General features: G+C 35.6%; 23 protein-coding genes. 8 read left to right on the top strand and 15 right to left on the bottom strand.

The window, feature by feature from the left end; translation table 11 throughout:
* Positions 1–5: 5 nt before the first annotated feature.
* From coaE to B0G92_RS16705, 5 genes are all read left to right on the top strand, one after another.
* Complete coding sequence (gene coaE / locus B0G92_RS11285; RefSeq protein ID WP_101472271.1) at positions 6–590, top strand: dephospho-CoA kinase; 585 nt, start codon at positions 6–8, stop codon at positions 588–590.
* Between the two features lie 72 nt (positions 591–662).
* Entirely contained in the window at positions 663–2,246 is a 1,584-nt protein-coding gene (locus tag B0G92_RS11280; protein ID WP_056066722.1) for a sensor histidine kinase, read from the top strand.
* Positions 2,247–2,249: 3 nt separating this feature from the next.
* Positions 2,250–2,966 (top strand): response regulator transcription factor, encoded by a 717-nt coding sequence (locus B0G92_RS11275; protein ID WP_056065849.1) that lies wholly within the window; start codon positions 2,250–2,252, stop codon positions 2,964–2,966.
* Between the two features lie 409 nt (positions 2,967–3,375).
* The gene (locus tag B0G92_RS11270; protein WP_143395024.1) at positions 3,376–3,786 is read left to right on the top strand and encodes a hypothetical protein; all 411 of its coding nucleotides are present in this window, start codon (positions 3,376–3,378) and stop codon (positions 3,784–3,786) included.
* 158 nt (positions 3,787–3,944) lie between these two features.
* On the top strand, positions 3,945–4,082 hold the full coding sequence (locus tag B0G92_RS16705) for a hypothetical protein (RefSeq protein ID WP_180326431.1): 138 nt from the start codon (positions 3,945–3,947) through the stop codon (positions 4,080–4,082).
* 355 nt (positions 4,083–4,437) lie between these two features.
* Here B0G92_RS16705 and B0G92_RS11265 read toward each other — a convergent pair whose 3' ends face one another.
* The 11 genes from B0G92_RS11265 to B0G92_RS11215 form a co-directional block, all read right to left on the bottom strand.
* Positions 4,438–5,178, bottom strand: coding sequence for an acyl-[acyl-carrier-protein] thioesterase (locus B0G92_RS11265; RefSeq protein ID WP_101472269.1), 741 nt, complete (start codon positions 5,176–5,178; stop codon positions 4,438–4,440).
* A 12-nt stretch (positions 5,179–5,190) separates the two neighbouring features.
* On the bottom strand, positions 5,191–6,117 hold the full coding sequence (miaA, locus tag B0G92_RS11260) for a tRNA (adenosine(37)-N6)-dimethylallyltransferase MiaA (RefSeq protein WP_101472268.1): 927 nt from the start codon (positions 6,115–6,117) through the stop codon (positions 5,191–5,193).
* On the bottom strand, positions 6,114–6,932 hold the full coding sequence (locus B0G92_RS11255) for an ion transporter (RefSeq protein WP_101472267.1): 819 nt from the start codon (positions 6,930–6,932) through the stop codon (positions 6,114–6,116). Before B0G92_RS11255 ends, miaA begins: the two co-directional genes overlap by 4 nt.
* 39 nt (positions 6,933–6,971) lie before the next feature.
* Positions 6,972–8,333 (bottom strand): exonuclease domain-containing protein, encoded by a 1,362-nt coding sequence (locus B0G92_RS11250; RefSeq protein ID WP_056065863.1) that lies wholly within the window; start codon positions 8,331–8,333, stop codon positions 6,972–6,974.
* 51 nt (positions 8,334–8,384) lie between these two features.
* Positions 8,385–9,047: a YggS family pyridoxal phosphate-dependent enzyme gene (locus B0G92_RS11245; protein WP_101472469.1), complete on the bottom strand. Its 663-nt coding sequence runs from the start codon at positions 9,045–9,047 to the stop codon at positions 8,385–8,387.
* A 10-nt stretch (positions 9,048–9,057) separates the two neighbouring features.
* Positions 9,058–10,275 (bottom strand): DUF1015 domain-containing protein, encoded by a 1,218-nt coding sequence (locus B0G92_RS11240; protein WP_101472266.1) that lies wholly within the window; start codon positions 10,273–10,275, stop codon positions 9,058–9,060.
* A gap of 233 nt (positions 10,276–10,508) precedes the next feature.
* Positions 10,509–11,396, bottom strand: coding sequence for a 3-hydroxybutyryl-CoA dehydrogenase (locus B0G92_RS11235; protein ID WP_056065870.1), 888 nt, complete (start codon positions 11,394–11,396; stop codon positions 10,509–10,511).
* 29 nt (positions 11,397–11,425) lie between these two features.
* Positions 11,426–12,391, bottom strand: coding sequence for a Gfo/Idh/MocA family protein (locus B0G92_RS11230; protein ID WP_056065871.1), 966 nt, complete (start codon positions 12,389–12,391; stop codon positions 11,426–11,428).
* Between the two features lie 88 nt (positions 12,392–12,479).
* On the bottom strand, positions 12,480–13,202 hold the full coding sequence (locus B0G92_RS11225) for a LytR/AlgR family response regulator transcription factor (protein WP_101472265.1): 723 nt from the start codon (positions 13,200–13,202) through the stop codon (positions 12,480–12,482).
* A 3-nt stretch (positions 13,203–13,205) separates the two neighbouring features.
* Positions 13,206–14,285 (bottom strand): sensor histidine kinase, encoded by a 1,080-nt coding sequence (locus tag B0G92_RS11220; RefSeq protein WP_101472264.1) that lies wholly within the window; start codon positions 14,283–14,285, stop codon positions 13,206–13,208.
* A 113-nt stretch (positions 14,286–14,398) separates the two neighbouring features.
* A complete protein-coding gene (locus tag B0G92_RS11215) occupies positions 14,399–16,582 on the bottom strand; it encodes a prolyl oligopeptidase family serine peptidase (RefSeq protein WP_101472263.1) in 2,184 nt (727 codons plus the stop codon).
* Between the two features lie 204 nt (positions 16,583–16,786).
* Here B0G92_RS11215 and B0G92_RS11210 point away from each other — a divergent pair, with 204 nt between their 5' ends.
* Positions 16,787–17,428, top strand: coding sequence for a protein-L-isoaspartate(D-aspartate) O-methyltransferase (locus B0G92_RS11210; RefSeq protein WP_056065880.1), 642 nt, complete (start codon positions 16,787–16,789; stop codon positions 17,426–17,428).
* A gap of 22 nt (positions 17,429–17,450) precedes the next feature.
* Here the strand turns inward: B0G92_RS11210 and B0G92_RS11205 are convergent, their stop codons facing one another.
* Together B0G92_RS11205 and smpB are read right to left on the bottom strand one after the other, a co-directional pair.
* Positions 17,451–18,497: a Fic family protein gene (locus B0G92_RS11205; RefSeq protein ID WP_101472262.1), complete on the bottom strand. Its 1,047-nt coding sequence runs from the start codon at positions 18,495–18,497 to the stop codon at positions 17,451–17,453.
* 61 nt (positions 18,498–18,558) lie between these two features.
* On the bottom strand, positions 18,559–19,014 hold the full coding sequence (gene smpB / locus B0G92_RS11200; RefSeq protein WP_056065886.1) for an SsrA-binding protein SmpB: 456 nt from the start codon (positions 19,012–19,014) through the stop codon (positions 18,559–18,561).
* 143 nt (positions 19,015–19,157) lie between these two features.
* On the opposite strand from smpB, the gene B0G92_RS11195 reads away from it, so the two are divergent.
* A complete protein-coding gene (locus tag B0G92_RS11195; protein ID WP_101472261.1) occupies positions 19,158–19,835 on the top strand; it encodes an OmpW/AlkL family protein in 678 nt (225 codons plus the stop codon).
* Positions 19,836–19,891: 56 nt separating this feature from the next.
* On the opposite strand, the gene B0G92_RS11190 is transcribed toward B0G92_RS11195, so the two are convergent.
* Complete coding sequence (locus tag B0G92_RS11190) at positions 19,892–20,377, bottom strand: SixA phosphatase family protein (protein ID WP_101472260.1); 486 nt, start codon at positions 20,375–20,377, stop codon at positions 19,892–19,894.
* A gap of 56 nt (positions 20,378–20,433) precedes the next feature.
* On the opposite strand from B0G92_RS11190, the gene B0G92_RS11185 reads away from it, so the two are divergent.
* Positions 20,434–20,664, top strand: coding sequence for a VF530 family protein (locus B0G92_RS11185; protein ID WP_056065891.1), 231 nt, complete (start codon positions 20,434–20,436; stop codon positions 20,662–20,664).
* A gap of 34 nt (positions 20,665–20,698) precedes the next feature.
* Here the strand turns inward: B0G92_RS11185 and B0G92_RS11180 are convergent, their stop codons facing one another.
* Positions 20,699–22,243 (bottom strand): GyrI-like domain-containing protein, encoded by a 1,545-nt coding sequence (locus B0G92_RS11180; RefSeq protein ID WP_101472259.1) that lies wholly within the window; start codon positions 22,241–22,243, stop codon positions 20,699–20,701.

The raw sequence follows: 22,243 nt of genomic DNA, 5'->3' as shown, positions 1-22,243 counted from the left end.
AAATCATGACAAAAATCATCGGTCTGACAGGGGGCATAGGAAGCGGAAAAAGTTCTATTGCCAAACATATAGAATCACTCGGGATTCCGGTTTATATTGCTGATACCGAGGCGAAAAAAATACTCGATACTGCCGATGTAATTGCTAAGGTTATTGCCCTTTTTGGAGATGATATACTGGAAAATGGTAAAATCGACAGAAAAAAAATAGCGGCACTGGTTTTTCAGGACCCGGAAAAACTTAAAAAATACAATGCCATCATCCATCCCGAAGTCTATCTTCATTTTCAGAATTGGGTAAAACAGCATAACAATTATCCACTGGTGGTTAAAGAAGCTGCTATTCTTTTTGAGAGTGGAAGCTATAAAGACTGTGATAAAATTATTTTGGTCACAGCTCCGAAAGAAAACCGCATACAAAGAGTCATGAAGCGCGATGCCGTGACAAGAGAAGCTGTAGAACAGCGAATGTCACACCAATGGGATGATGAGACAAAAAAGTCTATGAGCGATTTTATAATCGAAAACATCGAATTGGAAAAAGCAAAACAATCTGCAGAAAACATAATTACCCTATTAAGAAATCAATAATTTATGAATTAGATGTTAATGTTTGGTTAATGTATTCATTGATTAAATGTTAAAATGTTAATTTTGTTTTTGATGAATAAGACATTGTTTCGCTTACTGGTTGTGTTAATGAGCCTATCTTTGATAGGAATTATTTTGGTTCAGTTATATTTGATTAATACATCTTTCAATAATAACGAAGAACAATTTAAATATCATGTACAACAGGTTATAGGGAATGTTTCAGAGAAATTAAAGCAGCAGGAAACTTATACAATTGTAAATCAGTATAACATTTTGCGTGACAGCATTGGAAAAGACCCAAACCCAAGCCAATTGCTGGACTTCGTTCTTGTGCAGAAGAACAAAGTTACAAACGAAACTATAATTTATTCAAACAACATTATTGCAGAGGATTATAATATCAATCTGACGTTCTTTGATAAGAAAAAAGATTCGGTTAAGGCGCAAAATTTTATTTCCAAACGCCGAACCGAAATATATTCAGGCAAACCGATTGACAATTCGGGCATCCAGAAAAATACCACTCCAGATATTACAATTGAAAAATCTGGAAACATCGAAATGCTTGAAAGAGCACAATTCGATATGTTCTATAAAGATATTGCGGAAACAAAACCTTTGAAAGACAGGGTTTCAAAAGAAAAGTTGCAAAAAATGTTGCAACAGGAACTGAAGCAGTATGAAGTAAAGACACCTTTCGAATTTGGTATTTACAGTGATGGCCTTGCTACAAAAATCAGGTCAGACAATTTTAAGTTTGACAAGAATTCTACTTTCCAGACACCTATCCTGACCGATAGCGATGGAAAAAGCAAGTACCAGCTGCTGGTAAGCTTTCCGGAAAAAAAGAAATTCCTTTTTACAGATTTGATAGGAATTACGATTTTGTCAATCACATTTACCCTGATTATCATCATTGCCTATGCAAGTGCTTTGAACCAATTGATAAAGCAGCGCCAGATTTCAGAAATCAAGACGGATTTCATCAATAATATGACGCATGAGTTCAAAACACCTATTGCTACCATAAATCTGGCTTTGGATGCAATCAAGAACCCTAAGATTATTGAAGATAAGGAAAAAGTACACCGCTATCTTCAAATGATAAGAGACGAAAACAAACGTATGCATGCCCAGGTTGAGAATGTGCTCCGAATTTCCAAGTTGGAGAAGAAAGAGCTCGAAATTACTAAGGACCCAATCGACGTGCAAACGATAGTTGAAGATGCCGTAGAACATGTGAATTTGATTGTTGAAGACAGGCAGGGAACAATAAGAACGCATTTTAATGCAACAAGAACAACAACGCTGGTCAACGATGTTCACTTTACTAACGTAATGGTAAACATTCTGGACAATGCGATAAAATATTCGCCGGAAGCCCCGATAATTGATATTTATACAGAAAATGTCAAGGACTTTATCCTGATTAAAGTAAAAGACCAGGGACAAGGAATGGGTAAGGCGGCTCAAAAAAGAATTTTCGAGAAGTTCTACAGAGAACATACCGGAGATTTGCATAACGTAAAAGGTCACGGTTTGGGATTGGCCTACGTGAAAAGAATTGTAGACGACCATAACGGTCAAATATTTGTAGAAAGCGAAAAAGGGAAGGGTAGCACCTTCATTATAAAATTACCACTAATTAATTAAGCTATGGAAAATGTAAACAAGAAAATCCTCCTAGTCGAAGATGACCCTAACTTTGGTTCAATTTTAAAAGATTATCTGAGTCTCAACGATTTCGAGGTTACCTTGGCTAAAAACGGGATGGAAGGTTTCGAGAAATTTAAAAAGGATACCTTCGATTTGTGCATACTTGACGTAATGATGCCTTATAAAGACGGATATACTTTAGCAAAAGAAATCAGAGAGAAAAATAAAGACATTCCTTTGATTTTCTTAACAGCAAAATCGATGAAAGAAGATGTGCTGAAGGGCTACAAAGTAGGAGCAGACGATTATTTGAACAAGCCATTTGACTCTGAAGTATTATTGATGAAAATCAAAGCTATCATCCAGAGAAAGGCTTCAGATAGCAAAGCAGACAATACCAAATTTGAATTCCAGATTGGAAATTTTCACCTGAATTCAAAATTACGTTTCTTGACATATAAAGACGAAGAACCGATTAAACTTTCCCCAAAAGAAAACGAATTGCTTAAAATGCTTGCGGTTCACGAAAACGACTTAATGCCGAGAGAATTGGCGCTGACAAAAATCTGGCGTGATGACAACTACTTTACTTCAAGAAGTATGGACGTTTACATCGCAAAATTGAGAAAATACTTGAAAGCAGACGAGGATGTAGAAATTTTGAACATCCACGGTGAAGGTTTTAGACTGGTAGTCAAAAACAAAGTTTCAGAATAATACGAGAAAAGCTTCAAGAAATTGGAGCTTTTTTTAAAACAAATATGTTTTAACTTTTCAAGACTCTCTAATTCAAGAGGGTCTTTTTTTATAAATATACTTCTATTACTTTTATTGAAATAAGGAATGATAATCTATTGATATACTGATTTCCTATAAATATAATTAAGTATACTTAAAGTTGTTGTCAAATTAAAAGAAATGAAAACCAGACAACTAGCAATTGAAAAATGACAAACTAAGGACTAAAAAATTACTTCAGACTACAATAGTAAAGAGATCATGGAAGTTATAGATGGTAAATCCAAACTAATAATCAATTGTTGGAAAATATTTTTGAAATAAAATGTTTTAATTAGTTATAAATATATAGAATATGTTATATTTGATATATATTAAACTTAAAGTTATGATAAACGCCAAAAAAATTTTAAAAATCTTTTTTATTCCTGTACTATTAGTGCTATTATCTTGCTCTGAATCAGAAAATTTACAAAAAAATGAACATGTTTCTAACCAAGTTGTTAATAAAAGTGACTTTAAACACACGACAAGAAGAACTTATTCAAAAACAATTTCTGATTTTGATAAGGATAAAAGAGTATACCAGCTAGATAGTATTTTAAAAGTTATGGAGCCTTATGACATTAATAAGGACAGAGAACTACTAGATGAGCATTATATAGCCCTGCATAATGTTTCACATGATTTGTATTTAGATTATGGTCAAATTGAGATGATGGAATATGCAAGGAAGTTATCAAATACAAGTCCGAAGGGAGCATGTTGTAAATTGACTGATAAAGGTACTGTTGATTGAAGTTGTTGTGGATTTTGGGGTAGAATTTTAGCAGCAATAGGTTCAATAGGATGTCCGGAACCTACATCTTTGGATAAAGAAACTAGAGACAAACAAGCGGAATCGTATTATCTGTGTGTTCAGGAATCAGTATGTAAAAGTTGTTAATTTTATTACTTATGAAAAAAATAATAAAAATAGTTGCATCTGTTAGTTTATTAGTGATGTTGGCGTTAATAGTGTTTTTTGGAATAAAATATAATAAAATCAGAAAAACAGAAATATTAACTCCAACCGAATTTGCAAAACAAGAGTAATAATAGCCTTATAAAAAATGAAACCGTCTGATTTATTCAGGCGTTTTTTCTCTGAAAAGCAATAAGTATTAGGTTTCCTCTATATTAATCATGTCCTTAAAATATAGATACCAATATTTGTCCAATTAAACACCTAATATTACAGCCTATGTTAGAATTAATCAAAATCAGATTAGACCACTTTGTTTCGTCTGTTTGAGATAAACATATGTTAATGTGAAGGGATGTGTAATTCATTTTTTGAAAAAAATATTTCGATTTAAGAAATCCAATCTCTACTAATTATTTGATAATGATTGTATTGCTTTTTAAAGCCAAATTAAAGGGAAGTTCTTTTTGATTTTTTTATTTTAGCTTATTTCCAATCCAATTTCAGGGCAAAACAAGGTTTTCCGTTTTTGTTAATGGAAAAGATAGATGGGTTAGTATCAGTAGCCTCGTCAATTGCTACTTCATCACCAAGTACGAGTTCCTTCATAAAATTCATGTCAAAGCTTTTCAATTGCTGTTTCAGAATGGATTTTGGATTGACAAGGTCGAGGCACCATTCCAGATATTTTACATTATTCACATGATTGACAATATCCAAATCGGAAAGTACGACTTTTCGTTCTGCTATTTTTTTCATAGAATCCGGAAGGTCAATTTTCTTTACCCGTTCTTCGGTAGCCAATCGTTCAGGATATTTTTTAAAATGCTCATGTGGAAGAGCCAAAGTTTCCGGTCGGCGTAATTTGGTATTAAAAACGGCCCAATAGGTTTCGCAGCCAATCACTTTTTTACCGTTAACGTGCATTTCCAAAGCCCTTACGGAACGTGAATTCTCTAAAGAAACTATCCAGGTCTTTACAGTGACAATATCTCTCCATTTCGGCAGCGATTCAATCTCCAATTTCATCCTACTTAATACCCAGGCCTGATTGTGCTGTTGCATATCAGTAAAACTGATACCGCCAATATCGGCATGGTCGCCTGCCGTAAGTTGCAACAGGTTGCACAGGTCTGTATATTTAAGATAACCGTTAGGAGTACAGTGGGTAAAATTCAACTCCCAGTCACGGCTGTAAACGGATGTAAAATTTGGGCTTAATGGCATAGATAATTGGTTTTAGGATGTTTTAATAGTTTCTTTAACGTACTCTAAAATTACATTAAAATCAGTTTTGTAGTCAAACCATTTAACATTTTCTGTTCTTTTAAACCACGTCATCTGGCGTTTGGCAAAATGCCGCGTATTTTTTTTGATTTCCTCAACGGCAAAATCCAAAGTACTATCGCCGTCAAAATAGCTGAACAGTTCGCGATAGCCAACAGTTTGTAATGCATTCAGGTTTTTGTTTGGATAGAGTCTTTCGGCTTCTTTTAATAATCCGGCTTGCATCATAAGGCTCACCCGCAGATTGATTCGTTCGTACATTTCAGCACGTTCCGCTTCCAGTCCAATTATAATTGGAGTGAAGTTTCGGGTGTTCTTTTTCCGGTTCAGGAAGGAAGAATACGGCTTACCGGTTCCGATAGATACTTCCACAAAACGCATCAACCTTTGGGGATTTTGCAAGGTTTGGGGATTTTCTTTTGAAAGAGTATCAAAATAAGTTTTATCCAGTTTTTCTAATTCCTGCTGCAGATAGCTAATGCCTGATTTTTCATAGTTTGATATAATTTCTTTCCGTATGGACGGGTCAATTTCCGGAAAACTATCAAATCCTTTAAGTATGGCATCCACATATAACCCGGAACCGCCAACTAATACGGCACAATCGTTCGTTTCGTATAATTTATCCAGCAGACTGATGGCTTCCCGTTCAAAATCGCCTACCGTATAATTTTCAAGAATAGATTTATTCTGGATGAAATGATGCGCAGCAGCATCGAGTTCTTCTTTTGAAGGAACAGCCGTACCAATAGCCATTTCTTTGAAAAACTGACGTGAATCGCATGAAATAATATCACAATTAAAACTTTTGGCAAGTTGGATACTTAAGGCGGTTTTGCCAATGGCTGTTGGGCCGATAATGGTAATCAGGTATTTCATAAGCTATGGCCGCAATGGTAACAATATTTCGCATCGTCTCTATGATGGTCTGCACTGCAATTAGGGCAAACCTGAGTGTTTTGATGCACCGTCTTGTCTTTTGACATAAATTCGGCCGTGACCAATCCGGTTGGTACGGCAATGATACCATATCCTAAAATCATAATTATCATAGAAACAAATTGCCCCAATGGTGTAATCGGCGTAATATCGCCAAAACCCACCGTAGTTAAAGTAACTATAGTCCAGTAAATACTCATAGGAATACTGGTAAAGCCGCTTTCGGGGCCTTCAATCATATACATGATTGTTCCCAGAATAATACAAAGTACGATAACACTAAAGAGAAAAACGGCAATCTTTAACCGGCTTTTTTTTAAGGCACGTACCAGCTGATTTGACGCCCCAACAAAATGTACGAGTTTTAAGATTCGGAAAATTCGAAGCAGTCTGACGGCGCGTAAGGAAACAAGAAAGTGCAATCCCGGAAAAAGCAGGTCAATGTAAGTAGGTAGGGTAGCCAGCAAATCAATAATCCCGTAAAAGCTGAAAATATACTTTAAAGGTTTTTTGACTGCAATTACTCTCCCTATGTATTCAAGCGTGAAAAAAATAGTGACAATCCACTCAATTACTGCCAGTTCCTGACCATATATCAATCGTATTGTGACAACGCTTTCGAGCATTACGGCAACAATACTTACAATAATCAACAATAACAGAAAGAGGTCGAAAAGTTTACCAAACGGAGTATCGGCTTCATAGATAATTTCATGAAGCTTATTTCGTAGCCTTTCTGTTTTAGTGATTTCCAAATCAGTAGTTGTCGATTTACATCAAATTTACTAAAAGTCTTAAAAAGATAAGGTTTTAAGGACTTTCTTTTTTTTGAGATAGCTCAAAATTATATTTTTAGAATCCCGGTTGCTTTTCATCGGGATGATAATATTTTTCAGGATGTCGATATTATTTACCTGATAATTGAGGTCAAAGAAAGCATAGCCTTTGAAAATCCCATCTTCAATAAGTATGGCACTTCTTTCCTGAATATTTCTTCCTCTGTCAATGATTATCATATTCTGCTTTTGGTACTCGTTATTTTCAAAAAAGCTTTCTACGCGGATGTTATATTCTTCTGATGATTCTTTTTGAATACAGGCACCATTACATTGATTGAGCTCATATGGAAAACAGTGGCTTTTTACAGTTTCAAGACCGTTTATTTTCTGGCAAAGCTGATAACTGTCCGTTATCTTGAACAAGACACTTTGGGCTTCTGCAGGACTTGAAAATGAAGCCAGTTCCTTTTTCCGGGCATCTGTTTTTTGGATTCTTAAAGCAATATAACCATTCAAATCCTTCTCTTGATAAAGTGACCAGGGAAAGATGGTTTTCTTTAGGGAACGGTTGTATTTAGGCTTGTTGATTTTGATTTCTTCTGCCTCTTTTAAAAGTGCTATCAGTTCGCTTCCGGTTTCTTCATAGGTCACGTCAAAAACTTCCAGCTGTATTTTTTTAGATTTGGAAGAACTTCCGGTAAAATGCTGATTGACGCGTTTTTTGATATTTCTGCTTTTTCCAATATAAATCAGGTCACCATTTTCTTTATGGATATAATAAATTCCTGTGGTGGAAGGTAATTTTGATACGATATCGAGAAGTTTTGGAGTAAGTCCTTTTTCAATTTCGGTTTTGACAAAACTCTTGACAATTTCTTTTTCAAGGTCTTTGGCCAAAAGCATTTTAAAGAGCTTTACAGTTGCCATAGCATCACCGGTAGCTCTATGTCTGTCGGCCATAGGAATGCCTAATGCACGAACTAATTTTCCTAAGCTGTAGGAAACCTGGTCAGGAATCAGTTTTTTGGATAATTCAACAGTGCAAAGATTCTTGCGTTGGTAGTCATAACCAAGACGGGTGAATTCTGTACGCAAAATTCTGTAATCAAATTGAGCATTATGGGCTACGATTATACAATCGTCCGTAATTTCAATAATACGCTTTGCAATTTCATAAAACTTAGGAGCGCTGCTTAACATGGCATTGTTAATGCCGGTTAATTTTACTACAAAGGGCTGTATTGCCTTTTCAGGATTGACAAGACTGATGAACTGGTCAACGACTTCATGTCCGTCAAATTTATAGATAGCAATTTCCGTAATTCCTTCTTCATTATATTGGCCGCCGGTTGTTTCTATGTCTAATATTGCGTACAAATTCTTTTATGCGTTTCTGTTAGTCTGCAACATTGCTGCAGGATTATTTAATTATCTTGTTCCAAAGATACTACTTCCAATCCGAACCATTGTACTTCCGCATTCAATTGCCAGCTGATAATCGCCGGACATTCCCATGGAAAGTATTTTCATTTCGTAATTGCCGGTTTTTTGAGTTTGGGACAGTCGGTCAAAAACAGATTTCAAATGCTTGAATTCTTTTTCGATTTGGTTTTGGTTGTCAGTGAATGTTGCCATTCCCATCAAACCTTTGATTTTTATGTTTTTTAACTGGCTAAAAGATTCCGATTGCAATAATTCGTTAAGTTCTGATTCGCTTAAACCGAATTTTGTTTCTTCTTCCGCAATATGAACCTGTAACAGGCAGTCAATAACCCGATTGTTTTTTAGGGCCTGTTTGTTGATTTCTTCCAATAACCGCAAACTGTCAACGCCGTGAACCAGACTCACAAATGATGCCATAAATTTGACCTTGTTGGTTTGGACATGTCCAATCATATGCCATTCGATATCTTTTGGCATCTGCTCAAACTTTTCAGCCATTTCCTGAATCTTGTTTTCGCCAAAAACACGTTGTCCGGCTTCATAGGCTTCCATTAAGTCAGACACCGGTTTTGTTTTGGAAACTGCAACAAGCGTTACATTGTCCGGCAATGTGGCTTTTATTTCAAGAAGGTTATTTTTTATTGACATTTTAAAAAGATTATAATTCATAAACCACCAATCCGCTTCTAAATTTCGGGTCGATATAGGTACTTTTTGGAGGCATAATCAGGTTGTTGTCTGCCAGTTCTTTAATTTCAGAAATATCGGTTGGAAAAAGCATAAATCCTAATTCAAATTCACCTTCATCAATCACTTCTTTTATCGTCACTATAGATTGTTTTCCGGGAATATAATCAATCCGTTCATCATTTCTCAAATCGGTAATGCCAAGAATAGGATGTAGCACTTTTGTATATAAAATCTGTGCGTCAAGACTCTCCAAAACAGAAGAAAAACTATGCCCGTCTTTTAAAATCAGGGAGTAAAACTCGTTGTCGAGATACATCCCGAATTCAAACTTTTTAGTTGGCTTCCATAATTCCTGCTCTTTATTTTTAATCCAGAATTCATTGGATAAAAGGGCAAGAAAATCTTCCTTAGAATGTCCGTTCAAATCGCGGATAATCCTGTTGTATTCATATATCTTAACGTTGCTCTCAGCAATCAGAAAGCTCATAAAATAGTTGAGATTCTCATTTCCGGAAGCTTTGTCTTCTTCATATAACAATTCAGCAGAAGCAGACCTATGATGTCCGTCAGCAATATACACATTGCCTATAGCGGCAAATTTTTCCTGCAACCATGAAATTTCTTCAGGAGTTTCAATCTTCCAAAGAATGTGTTTTTCCCTTTTGGTTGTAGAGAACTCATAAAGCGAATCAGCCTGTTTTTTTTCAAGTATCCAATTAGTCAATTCGGCATCGTCAGGATAGGTAATCAGAACCGGTTCGGTATTAAATCCTGTGCTATGAAGATAATCTTTAAAAAGTTCTACGCGGTATTGTAATGTATCTTCGTGTTTTTTGATGACATTATTTTGGTAATCTTCAATACTCGTTCCTGCAATTATTCCTGTAAAAGTCTGTGTTTTGGTTTGTATCTCATACAGAAAGAAAACAGGTTTTTCTTCCTTGATTAGCACATCTTCCTCTTTAAAGTCGTGATATTTTTGGGCAACCAGCTTAAATCTTTTTTCAAGTCCTATTTTCTGCTGATTTACATAAGCAGGATTCAGGACATGTAAAAATGAAAACGGATTAAAATCCAATTGCGAAGCCAGTTCAGCCGGCGAATACTCGTCATAGGAGCGCGAAGTCACCAGGCTCACTTTGTCGCGTGTAGGACGTACTGCTTTAAAAGGAATTATTTTTGCCATAAGTGTAATATAGTGGATAGTTGAAAGTGGATAGTTGAAAGTGGATAGTTTATAGTGGTGGATAGTTGATAAGGGATAGTGGATAGTTTGGTTTATATGTAAATAAATTCATTTATAAAACTAATCCACTCTAAAAACATAAATCTAAAATCTAAAATCAAAAACCAAAAGTCTAAAATAAGAATCTTTCCTACTTTAGACTTTAAACTTTCAGACTTTAAAACTTTAAAACATTATATAAATTGTTTTGCTACTTTTTCAGCTTTTTTGGATTCTGAATAGTCATAGAAACCTTCTCCGGATTTCACTCCTAATTTTCCGGCTCTTACCATATTCACTAAAAGAGGGCATGGTGCATATTTTGGATTTTTAAAGCCTTCATACATTACGTTCAATATGGCAAGGCAAACATCAAGGCCAATAAAGTCAGCCAATTGCAATGGTCCCATTGGATGAGCCATTCCCAGTTTCATTACGGTGTCGATTTCATAAACTCCGGCTACTCCGTTGTATAAGGTTTCGATAGATTCGTTAATCATTGGCATCAGGATTCTGTTGGCAACAAACCCAGGATAATCGTTTACCTCAACAGGAACTTTTCCCAATTTTACAGACAGGTCCATGATGATTTTTGTAACCTCGTCAGATGTATTGTAACCTCTGATGATTTCAACTAGTTTCATAATTGGCACCGGATTCATAAAGTGCATACCAATTACTCTTTCCGGATGTGAAACTACAGCACCTATCTGCGTTATAGAAATAGAGGAAGTGTTGGTTGCCAAAATGGTGTTATGAGAGCAGGCATCGTTCAGTTGCTTGAAGATGTTTAGCTTTAATTCTACGTTTTCGGTTGCTGCTTCTACTACAAGGTCTACACCAACAACACCATCTTTAATATCAGTATAGGTAATGATATTGCTGATTGTCTTTAGTTTATCGTCTTCAGTAATAGTTCCTTTTGCTACCATACGGTCAAGGTTTGCAGCAATTGTTGCCATCCCCTTGTCTAATGACTTTTCTGAAATGTCAATTAGTTTTACTGTAAATCCGCTTTGTGCAAAGGTGTGAGCGATTCCGTTACCCATGGTTCCGGCTCCGATTACGGCTATGTTTTTCATTTATTAAAGGTTTGAATTTAGTGTTGAAATTATTTTTTGAAGCAATCAATGATTTGGTAGGCTACTCTCAGGGCTTCAGTACCATCTTCCAGTGTTACGATTGGTGTGGTGTTGTTATTGATGGCATCTGCAAAAGTTTCCAGTTCATCAAGAATGGCATTATTCGCTTCTACGTCCGGATTATCAAAGTAAATCTGTTTTTTAACACCTTCCGCATTTTGCAATATCATATCAAAATCGCCGGGTACTTCCGGAGCGTCTTTCATTTTTACGACTTCACATTTTTTCTCCAGAAAATCCACAGAAATGTAGGCGTCTTTCTGGAAAAAACGCGACTTGCGCATATTTTTTAATGAAATTCGGCTTGAAGTAAGGTTTGCCACGCATCCGTTTTCAAACTCGATACGCGCATTGGCAATATCCGGAGTATCGGAAATGACAGAAACACCGCTGGCATTTATATTTTTCACCTTTGATTTTACAACACTCAATATGGCATCAATATCGTGAATCATGAGGTCTAAAACAACCGGAACATCAGTACCACGAGGGTTGAATTCAGCCAAACGGTGCGTTTCAATAAACATTGGGTTTTCAATCATCGCTTTGGTAGCTTTGAAAGCCGGATTAAACCGTTCTACATGGCCAACCTGTCCTTTGATGTTGTATTCTTTAGCCAAAGCAATGATTTCTTCGGCTTCTTCGACTGTATTTGATATGGGTTTTTCCAAAAAAACATGTTTGCCTGATTTGATGGCTACCTTGGCACATTTATAATGGGAAAGGGTAGGAGTTACAATATCGACAACATCTACAGCATGGATAAGTTTTGCGATAGTGTCGAATTTTTGATAACCAAATTCTTTGGCTACTTTTTCGGCATTTTCCTGATTAGGGTCATAAAAGCCTACTAATTCGTATTTTTCAGATTGTTGTAATAAACGCAAATGAATTTTTCCTAGATGCCCGGCACCTAATACTCCAACTTTTAGCATAAAAATGTATTTTCCACAAAAATAACATTAATTGTTTAAAGTTTAAGTGCTTGCAAACACAAAAATATTTGAAGTTATTTCGGGTAGATTACAGACTTAATTTTTCCTTGAAATTGTTGGTTTGCCTTCTTGATATTTCCACTTTGGTGTCCTTAGGCAGGTGAACAAGCAGGTTGCCGCTAAACCACGGGTCGATTTTGCCAATATATTCCATATTGATAATCTGGTTTCGATTGGCACGGAAAAAATTATCTTCAGGCAATTTTTCTTCAATCTGATTTAAGGATTTACTGATAATGGCTTTTTCATTCTGGAAAAATATTTTGGTATAATTTCCGTCAACCTCAAACAGATAAATATCTGAAATTTTTACCAACCAGCATTTCTCACCATCCCGTAAGAAAATTTGGTTGTTTAGAGTGAGTTTTTTACTGTTTCGCTCTTCCTTTTCCACCAGATTTTGGCTCACTTTTTCAATGGCTTTGGCAAATCTTTTCGGATTAATAGGTTTCAGGAGATAATCCAGAGCATTATATTCAAACGATTTTATGGCATATTCATCAAATGCCGTTGTAAATATGGTAATAGGAACCCTGTCTAGCATTTCAAGCAATTGGAAACCATCTTTTTCCGGCATATTGATGTCGAGAAAAAGCAAATCAGGATGGGTAGAGTTGATAAGCTGGTAGCCGGAGTCTACATTTTCTGCTTCACCTATAATTTCGATTTCCGGATGGTTCTTAATAAGCTCTTTCAGTTCATTTCGGGCCAGACGGGAATCTTCAACTATTACAGCTTTTATTTTTTTCATGACTTAAAATGGGATGGTTATTTCTGCAACGACTTGATTATCTATTTCCTGTAGCTTAAAATTAGCATTTTCTCCATAAATGAGATGCAGTCTCTTTTCAATATTTTTAATACCCAACTGCGTAGAATCTTCTCCAATACTTAAGACTCCGGTATTGGATACTACAATTTTCAGTGCTTTATCATTGTTATGAATGTCCAGAATAATTTCGCCACCCTCTTTGAGCTTTGCTATACCGTGTTTTACGGCATTCTCAATCAGCATTTGGATAATCATGGGTGGGATTTCCATTTTTAAAAGACCGGTGTCAATTTTAGGAGTATATTTTAACCGGTTTTCTAACTGTATTCTGGAAATTTCAATGAAATTTTCTACCATTTCAATTTCCTCTTCCAGTGCAATTGTGTTGATGTCGTTTTTGGTTAGCGAATATCGAAGCATTTCGGATAGCCGGGTAATCATTTCTCTTGATTTTAAAGGGTTTTCAAGAATCAGACCGCGAATATTGTTCAAGCTGTTAAACATAAAATGCGGATTGATTTGCCCTTTTAAAGAATTGAGTTGTGATTCTTTCAGGGAAGATTCCAGTTTCAGCCTGTTGAATTTTACTTCATTTATGTATTCATAGATTTTTATTGCCAGTACAATAAAAAGCCAAACAAGAAACTCTGCCAGAAACCCGGGCACATTTGTTATTTTCATCAACAGCGTTAAATGTTGAATATTACTGCTGCCAAAATAATACATAACCGGAATGTCAAGTAAAGGCCATAAAGTAAAGTGGTAAATAATTTGTGCCAATGAAAATACAAAAAACAGATTCCACCAGTCTTTTCTTCTTAGGTTGGAAAGATTAAACTTTGTTTCAAGGAATAGCAGTATTATATACGACAAAACAAATCCTAATAAGGCACAGAGAAATCCTTCCCATAGTGTATAATATAAGGCGTTAAGTTGTGCGGTTGTCAAGCCATCCGCAAATTTAGCATAAGAAATTTTGCTAAAAGTTAAGGTGCTAAAAGTATAGACCTGCCAGCCCAGAAAATTCAATAAGTGATATTTGCCGCTTTTTAAAAGTTTCATAGTTTACATCAGGCATTCCAATGCCGCACTTGCTATTTGTAATAGTAATGATATCATCTTTCTTAGGTTTTATACCTTTGGCAGAGATAATCTGCCAAAGGTAATGGATTAAATTAGTTTTTAGGTTGAAAATCCGGGTGTCCTACCTGCCAGAAGGCAAAGCTCAGTACATCGGCAATTTCTTCGTATGATTTTGTTTTAGAAGCTCCTCCAAAATGACCGGCTTCATAATCCACTTTTAATAAAGTGGGTTTGTTTGAAGCATTGGCTTCCAATAATCGCGCTGCAAACTTGGCAGGCATCCATGCAATGATTCTAGGGTCGTTGAATCCGGCTGTTGTCAATGTGGCCGGATATTTTACTCCATCTTTTAAGTGAACATAAGAATCCATTTCAATCAGGGCTTTTGCTTCAGACTCTATTTTCATAGAACCAAATTCAGCGATATTGGCAGGACCGTTTGGTGTGTTTTCACTTCGAACAGTATTCATCATTCCCACACCCGGAATGGCAACTGCATAAAGGTCTGGCCTTTCTGTCATTGCTCTTCCTACAAAAATTCCTCCTGCGCTTCGGCTATAGATAGCTGTTTTGGTTGGATTAGTATAACCTTGATTAATCATATATTCTGTACAGGCAATTACGTCTTTCCATGTATTTTGTTTCGTTGTTTTTTGGCCGGCAAGATGCCATTTTTCACCTAATTCGCCACCACCTCTGACATGGGCTACCGCCAGAATTCCTCCACGCTCTACCCACAGAAGCAATTGAGTATTAAAAGATGGCGTTATTGAGGCTCCATAAGCACCATAACCATAGAATAATACGGGGTTATTTTTGTCTTTTTTGATTCCTTTTTTGTAGATAATGGATAAAGGAACTTCAACACCATCATAGGATTTAGCCATTAGTTCTTCAACTTCAAAGTCTTTAAATTCAGGATATTCAATAATTGTTGAAAGTTGCTCTCTTGTGAAAGTATTCTTTTTTAGATCATATCGATATCTTTCTCCTTTGGTTGTCCAACCTGTTGTACTTATCCATACATCAGAGAATTTAGGCGCTCTGGCCGTTACGGATATGGTAGCTGCTTTTTTAGGAGTCGCAATTTCCTTGTGTTTTTTTCCTTCAAAGTCAGTAAAATAAAGCTTACTTTCCACACCATTTTTTGTCCTAGTATAAAATATACCGTCTTTGGTTACAATAGGCGAGTTGAGATTGGAATCGCTGCTTTCAGGGATGACCAGGGTAGCTGTAGCCACATTTGGATTGGCAATGCTGGTTTTTATTACTTTAAATTTTGGAGCATTTAAAGTGGTATACATATAAATGTCTTTATCGCTTAAAATGAAATTTTTTACTTCATCTTTCCTGTCGGTAAGTAATTTCCAGTTTATTTTTTTCTGATTAAGATCAGAACCCGGTGCTATATATACTTTTTGATTCTGGTCTACAGTATAAGGCATAAAAAACAAAAGGTTACTATCGATATCATAACTAACAAAAGGAATTTCTTCATTAGCTATGTTTAATTCTGGATACATTGCCTTTGTAAACAAAGTCTTGTCTTGCGAAACATCGCTCCCTACAATGTGAATTTTTGTGACTATATCCATTTGGGCATTCATGTCATGGACATCTTCTGTTGGTGATTGGATGTAAATAAATGAATTGCCATCTTTCAGCCAGTTGGCACCTCCAAAACGTAACCTGTCAAATTTTTCAGGAAGAATCTTTTTGTTAGTCAAATCCATTAGAAACATTTCACTCATTTCGCCACCGTTTTTTGAAATGTTGATAGCTATAAGTTTTCCGCTTTTGTTAGCTGAAAAAGAACTGACACTATAAACATCCTTGCCGTTCTTTTGATAAGTTTCAGGATCAAAGATTAAGGATTCTTTTCCTTTCAGGCCATTTCTCTTATATAATTTGCTTATTTGGTCATTTGGTGTGGACTTAAGATAAATATAAGTACCATCATCAAGGATTGCTAGACCTCCAATACTCTCTGTAGTTCGTTTATTTATTGAAGTCAACTCATCAATAATATGCTGTCTTCCCGGAATAGAACCCAATATTGAATTGGTATAATCTGCCTGGCCTTTCATCCAGTTAAGCGTTTGCTCATTTTTTAAATCTTCAAGATTTCGATACTTGTCTTCAATCTTGATTCCATAATAATCATCTGTTGCAGGAACAGAAGGAGCTTTTGAAGGTTTTGTCTGCCCAAAAGAATTGGCTGTGAAAGTAATGCCGATTGTCAGCATTGCAATTTTTCTTAATGTGGTCATTTCCATAATTCTTGTTTTTTGGTTGTGATTATGCGAACGTTATTTGATTGATGAGTCAAAAGTAGGAGTGTATTCAGATAAAAAAGCCAAAAAAATGACGAACGGTTAATAAAGCATTTGAATGGTAGGCTACTGATAAAACATTAGCCGAAACGTTTTAAAATCGAGTTTTCTTTTCTTATTTTTACCCCTCAAATAAACCTCCAAATTTTGAAAGATACAGCCAAACATCAAGGACTTCGAAATCAATTAGTAACTGTCTTGCAACAAAAGGGCATAACAGATAAAAATGTTCTGGAAGCAATTAAGAAAATTCCAAGACACCTATTTTTGAATTCAAGTTTTGAAGATTATGCGTATCAGGACAAGGCCTTTCCTATAGGTGCCGGACAGACAATTTCTCAGCCATATACGGTTGCTTTCCAAAGTCAGTTATTGGAAGTCGAGAAAGACCACAAAATTTTAGAAATCGGAACAGGTTCAGGTTATCAAACGGCCGTTTTGTGTACTATGGGAGCAAAAGTGTATAGTGTGGAAAGACAAAATGAACTGTTTAAGACAACTTCTTTGTTATTACCAAAATTAGGGATTCGCCCAAAACATTTGTCTTTTGGAGACGGTTATAAAGGTTTGCCAAACTATGCTCCGTTTGACAGTATTATTGTTACAGCCGGAGCGCCAATTATTCCCAAGCCATTAATGGCACAATTAAAAGTAGGAGGAAGGCTTGTTATTCCTTTGGGAGAAGAACATCAGATTATGACAATGCTCATACGTAAAAACGAAACCCAATTTGAAAAGCATGAATTTGGAGAATTCCGTTTTGTGCCTTTGCTGGAAAATAAAAACTAAAAAAGCCCTTAAATGGGCTTTTTTATTGACTGATAATATCTAAATATCTTTCAAGGCTTTCTTTTTCTATCTGGGCTATAAAAAGAAGGAAATCTTCCTTATCAGAGGTTGTCTGTGCTTTTTCAAGAGTTTGGTAATACTGCATTCGGGTATCATAATCACCTTTGATATTGGCAATGATATAACCATGCGAAAGCAGAATCAGGTTCATCACCAAACGAGAAGTTCTGCCATTACCATCAACAAAAGGATGTATGGTTACTAATCTTTCATGCATTTCTCCGGCTAAAATAACTGGATGTAAGGAATTTTTATTGGCTTCATACCAAATAAAATAGTCTTCCATCTGTTTTGAAACCATATAGGGCTGTGGAGGCATATAAGTGCTTCCCTTTATCATAACCTGTACTTTTCTATATCGCCCGGCATCTTCGGGATGGATTCCTCTCAAAATTAGATTATGTAAGCTAAGAACCTCTCTTTCGTTTAAAAGCGAATTTTTTTCCATCAGGTGTTTGATATAGCCTATGGCCTCCTGATGGTTAATAGCCTCAAGATGTTCCCGCATGCTTTTTCCGGAAACTGTCAGGCCTTCATTAATTACAAGGTCTGTTTCTCTAAGAGTAAGTGTGTTTCCCTCAATTCTATTGCTCTCAAAAGTGTATTCGAGTTCAAGTGCCTGTGTAATCCTGTAACTGTCAAATTCCCTGAATCTGTCTAACTTTGTTTTGAGAGTGTCTATTTCTGCAAGGATTTTTTGAAGAGAACCTGAAACTTTTTTAGCAGTTTTTGCCTGATAGCGGATTTCTTCTTCTGCAACTTTCATTGCTTTTAAAGCAAATTCTTCATCTCCAATTTCATATAAGATTTTTTCTTTGAGCCAGGCCACCATTAATGTTTCCAGGTCGATTTCGAGAACTGCTGCTAATTTTAGTAGTTGGTCTCGTGTTGGTTTTCGGGTTCCTGTTTCAAATTTGCTGATAAGTGCCTGGTCAATACCGGTTTGTTGAGACACTTCTCTCACTTTCATATTTTTTAGTTCTCTGGCATTTCTTAGAAGTGTTTTCATTTGATGCTTTATTTTGTCTTGACAAATTTAGTCATTTTTTTTCGAGAAAAAAAATCGTTCCCTAACGAAACGACTTTTTTATTCTGTCTAAATCTCTTTTGGTGTCCTGTTCTTTTAGAGATTCTCTTTTGTCATAGGTTTTTTTACCTCTTGCCAATGCGATATCCAGTTTTGCCAATCCTTTTTCGTTAGTAAAAAGTCGTAAGGGAACAATTGTTAGTCCTTTTGTCTGTACGCTTTTGGAAAGTGTTTTAAGTTCCCGTTTATTCAATAGCAATTTTCTTTCGCTTCGGGCTTTATGGTTAAATTGATTTCCAAATGCATATTCTTCGATATACATATTGATGGCGAAGAGTTCATTATTGTTGAATTCGCAAAAACTTTCGGCTATATTGGCTTTGCCCAACCGGATAGATTTGATTTCAGTTCCGGTCAGTACTATTCCAGCCGTATATTTTTCGATTATTTCATAATCGAAACGGGCTCTTTTGTTTAATATATTAATTGTTTTCAACATAGGAGTGCAAATGTAGGAACATTTAGGTAAACCGCAATTAGGGTTAAGAAATTGTTAGATAATATTTTTCAGACTATGATTTTTGTCAGTCTTTACTTTTTATTTCCCATCTACTTTTGGACTATAATTTAAAACTGATAACAATGAAAAAAATAATTTTTGCTGTAATGGCGCTAACAGTATTCGGAACAGGTTTAACAAATGCCCAGGAAAATAATTCGGTAGATTTTAAAAAGTGGCAGGTTCGCGTCAGGGGTGTTGGCGTTGTTCCTGACGAAAGTGCTAAAATTGGAATTATAGGTGGTGACGCAAAGATTTCCAATACGTTTATTCCGGAACTTGATTTTACTTATTTTTTTACAAAGAACATTTCTGCCGAACTGATTTTAGGAACATCCAAACACGATGTGAGTACTGTAGGTTCTGATATTTCTGCAGTAGGAGGACCTACTTCGGTTGATGTGAATTTAGGAAGCGTATATCTCTTGCCTCCAACATTGACGGTGCAATACCATTTTCTTCCGGACCAGATTTTTAATCCTTATGTAGGTGCCGGTGTGAATTATACGATTTTTTATAATGAGAAAGCAGGTAATACTGTAAGGGGTATTGAATATGACAATTCTTTTGGTTATGCCTTTCAAGTAGGTTTTGACCTGATGTTAAATGACAAGTTTTTTATCAATGCTGATATTAAAAAGATATTTTTAAAAACTGATGTGACTGTAGATGCATCAAATCTTGCCACAGGGTTAAGCATTCCTGCAGATGTTGAAATCAATCCATTACTGTTAGGTTTTGGTGTAGGAATGAAATTTTAATGTCCTTTTTTAGTTTTTAGATGGGGAAGACTGCTTTTTGAGGCAGTCTTTTCTTTTTATAGATGAATAAGTTCATCCCATATCTCTTCGCCAGTGACAGTTATACGGTATAAATTTCCAAATTCTGGTTCTGGTATATCGGCATATTTTGCTGTACCCAAAAGTTTGTTGATATAGTTGGGAATCGTATTGCTATGTCCAACTATAAGCAGTGTCTTTCCCGGGTTTTCGGCAATTATCTTTTTTAAGTCCATCGCTTCAGGTTTATAAAAAATAATATCCTTTTGCTTGGTTGCCGCAATGGCAGAACAGGTTTGTTGTGTTCTTTTATACATAGTCGTATAAAACAGGTCGATAGGTGTTTTCTCAAAATAAGCGGCCCAACTTTTGGCTCTTTTCATTCCTGCGTCCGAAAGTTCCGGATTGCCTGAAAAATCAGCTTTTTCTGCATGACGAATCAGATAAAGTGTGGTAGTGGCCTGGTTTTGGCCTGAAACGGTTTGCATAAGGAAGAATAATAATATGAGACAAAGATTTTTCATTGCGTTTTTGCTTTCTATAAAATTAAACTAATTTTTGAAATCCGTACTTTTGTCAGATGGAAAACAAACAAGCTAATAATCCGCTTCACGGAATCACATTGCAAAAAATGCTGGAACAACTGGTTGATTTTTATGGATTTGATACCTTAGGGGAATTGATAAAAATCAAATGTTTTAATGTTGACCCCAGTATCAAATCAAGCCTTACTTTTTTAAGAAAGACAGACTGGGCCAGAACCAAGGTAGAACAGCTTTATATTAAGACACTTCCTAAATTTCCCAAATAAAAAAGTGCGAGCAGGTTTTCCAGCTCGCACTTTTTTAGGCTTCTGCAATGCCTTTCCATTTCTTTATATATATCGAAAACAGAAGCATAAATAAAAAGATAAATACTATATTGAGGATAAACATATAAACATAATGTTCCTCTAACCATTCTATTCTCGGAAATTGCTCTCTTTTCATTCCATCTGCCCCATAGGAATAGGATTCATAATACCCTGAGGTACGTTTGAGAATATCTATGAGGACTGCATAAGCTGTAGGAATGATAGCCGGCATCAACCATAAAGTCTGATTGATAGTGATTCCTGTAATTCCTTTGCTTTCTTTTGCTTTCAGGATAATAACAAAATAGAATAACAACCCTAAAAACAACAGTATATAAATGATGGGGAAAGTCATGCTATATCTGATTATTACAGAAATAATTCCGCTAATAATTCCAAAAAGGCCCAGTGTTACAAAAGCAATCAACCAGTTTCTGCCTGATGTTATCTTAAAGGAGAAAACACAAAGCGATAGACCTATTGCAAGATAAATAAGACTCATTATAAACTCCAAGTTGACTACGGGGTTTTCATAGGCCCTGGAAATCTTACCATAAGATTTTGTCAATGCATCAAATGGGACATAATATTTTGAATAAATATATTCTTGACCTCCAACAACTTTAATAGTCTTTGATAGTGTATCATGAGTAACACCTTCTGGCTCTATTGCATAATCATAGTCAACATTTACGCCTTCATAATAACTATAGTTTTGACTGTATTCTTTGCTTGTTTTTCCAACGTTAATATATTCTGTGAATTCTGGATAATCATAAATCAGTTCGAACCATTTTTCAGGAGTGATGTTTGATGACAGACCGTGTTCTTTGGAAATTTTGAAAAATTCCCTGAACAGCAATTGTATAGAGTCCTTTTTGTTTTCAATAAGCCATCGTTTGCCTTTCAATTCCATTAATGAATCTTTTTCATCATTGAAATAAGTGAATCCCTGAATTCTTTTATTTACCAACGACTTAAGCGAGTAATTTCTGGAACCGTATTGAAATGAATCTCTTTCTACCTGGAGGTATTTACCGTCCTTGTACTCTGTAATAAAATTACTTTCACGATATGGACCTTCAACAAATAATGAAGAAAGGCTGATAATTTCAAGTCGTCTGCTCACTTCCTCTTCCGAAAAATAATTTCTTGCCTTTAGGTCCTGAGCATAGAAAAAGGAAGCAGCATAGGAGGAATTCAAAATGCAGAACAACAAAATCAGTAACCATTCTCTGTAAAGTGAAAACTTTCCTTTAGGATAAAAAGATTTAAAAGCGTTGTTTCGCGAATAGTAAACCACCCATATGATGGACATAAGTATACTTATCAATACGCTGACAAATACAATTATGGTGTTGTCGATTCCGTAATCATAAAAATTATTCGAATCCTTAAAATCAATTTCCCCTTTTGAATATCCCATAAGGAAAAAGATAAGATGGAAAATCAGCGTCAGTACCGAAAACAAGGCGATTTTACTGTTCCAAAGCAACGGATGCGTAAGCAGAAGTTTTTTTTGAATATTGGCAAACAT

The organism is Flavobacterium lindanitolerans (assembly GCF_002846575.1).
GTDB lineage: Bacteria > Bacteroidota > Bacteroidia > Flavobacteriales > Flavobacteriaceae > Flavobacterium > Flavobacterium lindanitolerans.
The sequence above is the reverse complement of the archived record's forward strand: the minus strand, read 5'-3'. Positions and strand labels throughout refer to the sequence as shown.

Coding starts and splice junctions, on each gene's coding strand:
- B0G92_RS11265 (WP_101472269.1), bottom strand. CDS start 5,178: ATGCCATTAAGCCCAAATTTTACATCCGTTTACAGCCGTGACTGGGAG.
- B0G92_RS11215 (WP_101472263.1), bottom strand. CDS start 16,582: ATGGAAATGACCACATTAAGAAAAATTGCAATGCTGACAATCGGCATT.
- B0G92_RS11180 (WP_101472259.1), bottom strand. CDS start 22,243: ATGTTTGCCAATATTCAAAAAAAACTTCTGCTTACGCATCCGTTGCTT.
- B0G92_RS11275 (WP_056065849.1), top strand. CDS start 2,250: ATGGAAAATGTAAACAAGAAAATCCTCCTAGTCGAAGATGACCCTAAC.
- B0G92_RS11235 (WP_056065870.1), bottom strand. CDS start 11,396: ATGAAAAACATAGCCGTAATCGGAGCCGGAACCATGGGTAACGGAATC.
- B0G92_RS11230 (WP_056065871.1), bottom strand. CDS start 12,391: ATGCTAAAAGTTGGAGTATTAGGTGCCGGGCATCTAGGAAAAATTCAT.
- B0G92_RS11190 (WP_101472260.1), bottom strand. CDS start 20,377: ATGAAAAATCTTTGTCTCATATTATTATTCTTCCTTATGCAAACCGTT.
- B0G92_RS11280 (WP_056066722.1), top strand. CDS start 663: ATGAATAAGACATTGTTTCGCTTACTGGTTGTGTTAATGAGCCTATCT.
- miaA (WP_101472268.1), bottom strand. CDS start 6,117: ATGAAATACCTGATTACCATTATCGGCCCAACAGCCATTGGCAAAACC.
- B0G92_RS11220 (WP_101472264.1), bottom strand. CDS start 14,285: ATGAAACTTTTAAAAAGCGGCAAATATCACTTATTGAATTTTCTGGGC.
- smpB (WP_056065886.1), bottom strand. CDS start 19,014: ATGTTGAAAACAATTAATATATTAAACAAAAGAGCCCGTTTCGATTAT.
- B0G92_RS11245 (WP_101472469.1), bottom strand. CDS start 9,047: ATGTCAATAAAAAATAACCTTCTTGAAATAAAAGCCACATTGCCGGAC.
- B0G92_RS11225 (WP_101472265.1), bottom strand. CDS start 13,202: ATGAAAAAAATAAAAGCTGTAATAGTTGAAGATTCCCGTCTGGCCCGA.
- B0G92_RS11270 (WP_143395024.1), top strand. CDS start 3,376: ATGATAAACGCCAAAAAAATTTTAAAAATCTTTTTTATTCCTGTACTA.
- B0G92_RS11205 (WP_101472262.1), bottom strand. CDS start 18,497: ATGAAAACACTTCTAAGAAATGCCAGAGAACTAAAAAATATGAAAGTG.
- B0G92_RS11195 (WP_101472261.1), top strand. CDS start 19,158: ATGAAAAAAATAATTTTTGCTGTAATGGCGCTAACAGTATTCGGAACA.
- B0G92_RS11185 (WP_056065891.1), top strand. CDS start 20,434: ATGGAAAACAAACAAGCTAATAATCCGCTTCACGGAATCACATTGCAA.
- B0G92_RS11240 (WP_101472266.1), bottom strand. CDS start 10,275: ATGGCAAAAATAATTCCTTTTAAAGCAGTACGTCCTACACGCGACAAA.
- coaE (WP_101472271.1), top strand. CDS start 6: ATGACAAAAATCATCGGTCTGACAGGGGGCATAGGAAGCGGAAAAAGT.
- B0G92_RS16705 (WP_180326431.1), top strand. CDS start 3,945: ATGAAAAAAATAATAAAAATAGTTGCATCTGTTAGTTTATTAGTGATG.